Annotated in this window: 6 protein-coding genes and 1 pseudogene; all 7 read left to right on the forward strand. The window is 54.7% G+C overall.

Annotated features, from left to right (window positions below):
- Window positions 1–222 (forward strand): HK97-gp10 family putative phage morphogenesis protein (locus tag AO388_RS24180; RefSeq protein WP_330219502.1); only part of this gene is annotated, 222 nt, incomplete at its 5' end.
- A complete protein-coding gene (locus tag AO388_RS24185) occupies window positions 222–590 on the forward strand; it encodes a DUF3168 domain-containing protein (protein ID WP_003370680.1) in 369 nt (122 codons plus the stop codon). The genes AO388_RS24180 and AO388_RS24185, both read left to right, overlap by 1 nt.
- Before the next feature lie 64 nt (window positions 591–654).
- Window positions 655–1,152, forward strand: coding sequence for a phage tail tube protein (locus AO388_RS24190; RefSeq protein WP_005747041.1), 498 nt, complete (start codon window positions 655–657; stop codon window positions 1,150–1,152).
- Between the two features lie 9 nt (window positions 1,153–1,161).
- Window positions 1,162–1,599: a phage tail assembly chaperone family protein, TAC gene (locus tag AO388_RS24195; protein WP_005747040.1), complete on the forward strand. Its 438-nt coding sequence runs from the start codon at window positions 1,162–1,164 to the stop codon at window positions 1,597–1,599.
- Window positions 1,599–1,802, forward strand: coding sequence for a phage tail assembly protein T (locus tag AO388_RS29450; protein ID WP_420094188.1), 204 nt, complete (start codon window positions 1,599–1,601; stop codon window positions 1,800–1,802). Before AO388_RS24195 ends, AO388_RS29450 begins: the two co-directional genes overlap by 1 nt.
- A 77-nt stretch (window positions 1,803–1,879) precedes the next feature.
- Window positions 1,880–2,668: a DUF6694 family lipoprotein gene (locus AO388_RS24200; protein WP_236713953.1), complete on the forward strand. Its 789-nt coding sequence runs from the start codon at window positions 1,880–1,882 to the stop codon at window positions 2,666–2,668.
- A gap of 56 nt (window positions 2,669–2,724) precedes the next feature.
- Window positions 2,725–4,055, forward strand: a pseudogene (locus AO388_RS24205) (tail tape measure protein); the annotation flags it as partial.

Genomic DNA, 4,055 nt, shown 5'->3' on the forward strand with positions numbered 1-4,055 from the left:
CAAGGCGCTGTCCTCAAGAAGGGCGGCGACAAATCTGCGAACGCTGCGACGCCTCATTGGCGCCTGATCGAATTCGGTACTTCCAAAATGCGTGCGGATCCGTTCGCGCGAAAAGCCTTGGCCGACAACATAGCCGAGGCAACCAACACATTCATCACTGAATACGAGAAGGCCATTGACCGCGCGATTAAACGAGCGGCCAAGGCTTCAGGGGGGGCGTGATGTCGTATGCACCCATATTCGCCGTATGCGCTGCTGACGAAGGCGTAACGGCACTACTGGGCGTCAGCCCCACCAGGCTCTATCCGTTCGATGATGCGCCCGAAGGCGTGGCGAAGCCGTATGCAGTCTGGCAGGTCATCACCGGCAGTCCAGAAAACTACCTCGCAGGCCGCCCAGATATCGATGGGTTCACGTTGCAGGTTGATGTCTATGCCGCCACAGGCGCGCAGGCAAGGGCAGTGACTGACGCAATCAGTCACGCCATTGAGCTCAAAGCGTATGTGGTGCGCTGGGGCGGCGAGAGCAAAGACACCGAAACAAAGCTGTACCGGTCGAGCTTCGATATCGACTGGCTTGTGCCCAGATAGCCGAAACCCATTCATCCGGCCCGCCATGTGCGGGCTTTTTTATGTCCGACATTTGGAGAAAACCATGTCGATTCTTACCCAAGGTACTCAGGTTTTCGCACTGGTGCCTTCCGCTACCAATCCGGCGGTTCTCGAAATCCTCGAGATCGAATGCGCCACCGCATTCAGCCCGGGCGGCAACCCGGCAGACCAGATCGAGGTGACGTGCCTGAGTGATAAAGTGCGCCGCTACATGCGCGGCCTTCGCACTCCGGGTCAAGCTTCCCTGACCCTGAACGCTGATCCTCGCAGCGCATCGCACGTTCGTCTTCATCAGATTTCCGAAGACGACACCATCGAGAGCGTGGCATGGGCTGTTGGTTGGGCTGACGGGACGGCTGCTCCGAAACTGAACGCTGCCGGTGACGACTTTGAGCTGCCGACCAGTCGGACATGGTTCATCTTCGATGGCTACGTTTCTGACTTCCCGTTCGACTTCGCAGCCAACACTGTGGTGACTACGGCCGCCACCATCCAGCGTTCGGGCGGCTCCGCCTGGGTCCGCAAGACAGCCAGCGCATAAGGGATTTCCATGAAACTCAGCCTTGAAAGCTTGAGGGGCGTCGGCGCATTTACCGGCCGCCCAGTCGAGAAAGAAATCAAATGGCAGCAGGGCGGTGAAGAGATATTCGCCACGGTGTACGTCAGGCCGCTGGGGTTTCAAACGGCGATCAACGATGTGCTCTCCGCAGCCGGCAGGCTTGAGGTTCATGCCGGCCGGATCGCCGCCAGCATCTGCAACGAAGAGGGCAAGCCTGTCTTCACCGTAGATGACATCACCGGTGACGCTGATCCCGAGCGCGGCGCGCTGGACGGCAACCTGACCATGGCACTGATGAAAGCCATTGCCGAGGTCAACAACCTGGGAAAGACGAAGCCCTCTCCGACGACGAAGAGTTCTGGCACGAGCTCGTCCTCGCCGGCATCGGCGGGCGTACGATCGCGGAAGCCAAGGAAAACCTCAGCCTGATCGAGTTCAGGTCTTGGCTGAAGTACCGGTCGCTACGTGGCTCTCTGAACATCGGCATGCGGGTGGAACGCGGATCGGCATTGCTCGCCATGATGTACGCAAACGTGAATTACAAGGACGGTCCGTACAAGATGTTCGACTTCATGCCGCATGAGGCTGAGCAACCCATCAGTCTCGAGCAGGCTATGGAAAGCTGGGCATAGGCTTTGTCGGAATGTTGCGTACTGATACTCTGTGCCTCACTGACCAAGAGGGATCACGTATGCGCAGGACGGCGATAATGTTTATTTCAGCTTTGGCTCTATCCGGTTGCGGACAGCCAAAGCTCGATGGAAGCTCAGACGAAGCTCTTCAAAAGTCGATTACAAAAGTTTCAGAAAGTCTGTCTGGAGAAAAAAAGGAGCAATTTAAAAGTGATGTGCAATTAGTTGCATTAAGCCAGCTGGACCTCGGTCGCATGCTTAAAGGCGAAACTAATGCTACGACAGCAAGAATGAATATGCTGTCCGTATTGGATGGGAAAACCGCTGATGAGGTCGCTGCGGAAGCGAGGCGTATAACTGAAGAGCGTGAGGCTAGGGAACGCACGCAAGCGGTTGCAGAAATAAACGATCTGACAGAGAAAAATAAAAAGTCGGAAGCGGCGAAATCGCAGCTTGCAAAGTTTACAGTCGTGAAGTCTCGTTTTTATCTGCAAGAAGAAAAGTATTCGTATAATCCGAAGCCTTATATAGAGCTTACAGTCAGAAATGATACTGATAAGGCCATTTCGCGAGCTTATTTCAAGGGTACGATTGCTTCGCCAGGTAGGTCGGTTCCATGGTACGTAGATGATTTTAACTACGAGATCAGCGGAGGCCTGGAGCCCGGCGAAACTGCTGATTGGGTGCTAGCTCCTAACATGTTCAGCGACTGGGCCAAGGTGAGAGCGACTGATGATGCTGTGTTTACAGTTGAAGTTACCCGGCTTGACGGGGCAGACAAAAAAGCTTTGTACGATGCCACAGGATTGACTGAGCGCGAACAGAAAAGACTGCAAGAGCTTAAAACCAAATATGCTGGGGGCTGACTCCATCATTTAAGAAACCCGCTCCGGCGGGTTTTTTTTCGTCTGGAGATAATTGAATGAGCAAATCACTGGGCACGCTTACACTGGATTTGGTGGCCAGGATTGGATCGTTCACCGGGCCACTGGACCGGGCTAGTCAAGAGGCCAAGAAGCGCAACGCGGAAATCGCCAAATCCTTTGAAAGCCTGGCCAAAGGCGTGGGGGTTGCCATCGCTGGCGTCCCTGCAGCTCTGACAGGGCTGGTTGCCTACACCGCCGGCAGCGCTAAGGAAATCTCTAACCTTGCAGCGCTGGCCGGTCTCGGAACAACCGAATTCCAAAAGTACGCTGCGGGCGCGAAAACCGTTGGCGTTGAGCAGGATAAACTCGCGGACATCTTCAAGGATACCAACGACAAGCTGGGCGACTTCTTCAACACCGGCGGCGGCGAGCTGAAAGACTTCTTTGAGGTCATCGCGCCGAAGGTTGGCGTGACAGCGGAGAGTTTCAAAAAGCTGAATAGTGCCGAAGCACTTCAACTTTATGTATCCAGTCTAGAAAAGGCCAATGTCTCCCAGGCGGAAATGACTTTCTATATGGAAGGTATTGCCGACGAGGCTAGTGCGCTCGTTCCTTTGTTGCGGAACGGTGGAAAGCAATTCAAGGATCTCGGTGAGGCGGCAGAGTCCGCTGGCGCTATCCTCAGCGTTCAAACTATAGCCATCTCGAAAGAGTTCTCGAGCGAGCTCGCTGGGCTAATCCAGAACCTGCAGGGTGCAAAAAATAAGATAGCTGATGACTTCATGCCCGTGGTTCAGCAGATGACCAAGGATCTTAATGACTCTGTTAAGGCGGGCGGGGGCGTGACGAAGGTTGTGGGCGAAATTGGTGAGTCAATGGTGACCGCCACAGCGTTCGTTGTCAGCGCAGGCGACGGTGTTGTCCGAGTTTTTAAAATCGTATCTGACACGCTGATAGGGATGTTCTCGACTGCTGTGGGATACATTCAAAGGCTCGACTCTTCCGGGCAGGCAGCCCTTTCGCAACTCAGCTTTGGTGATGTCTCTAAGGAATTCGCGGCCAATGCCAAAGAGATGGAAGAGGCAGCCAGGATAAGCTTTGGTGTTGCCGCACAGGCTGCGTCAGGGCTTAAGGAGACGATAGAGGCTCCAATGGCAGGAGAGGCGATTAAAAAGTACATCTCCGATGCTCGAGGTGCTGCAGCCGAGTATCAGCGGCTGTTCGGCGGCACCGGTTTTAGTAATGAGGGTGGCAAAGGCAGCAATGTAGATCGTAAAGCTTTGGATGCGGCTAAGCAGGCTGCAAAAGACGCTGCGGCTGCAGCGAAGAAACTGAGCGATACCTTCAAGGGTTCAGAGACCGACCTGCAGCGCCAGATCGCGCTGAT

The organism is Pseudomonas sp. ICMP 10191 (assembly GCF_001467335.1).
Lineage (GTDB): Bacteria > Pseudomonadota > Gammaproteobacteria > Pseudomonadales > Pseudomonadaceae > Aquipseudomonas > Aquipseudomonas cerasi.

Excerpts from the sequence above, each read along its gene's own strand:
- AO388_RS24185 (WP_003370680.1), top strand. The coding sequence starts at position 222 with ATGTCGTATGCACCCATATTCGCCGTATGCGCTGCTGACGAAGGCGTA.
- AO388_RS24190 (WP_005747041.1), top strand. The coding sequence starts at position 655 with ATGTCGATTCTTACCCAAGGTACTCAGGTTTTCGCACTGGTGCCTTCC.
- AO388_RS24195 (WP_005747040.1), top strand. The coding sequence starts at position 1,162 with ATGAAACTCAGCCTTGAAAGCTTGAGGGGCGTCGGCGCATTTACCGGC.
- AO388_RS24200 (WP_236713953.1), top strand. The coding sequence starts at position 1,880 with ATGTTTATTTCAGCTTTGGCTCTATCCGGTTGCGGACAGCCAAAGCTC.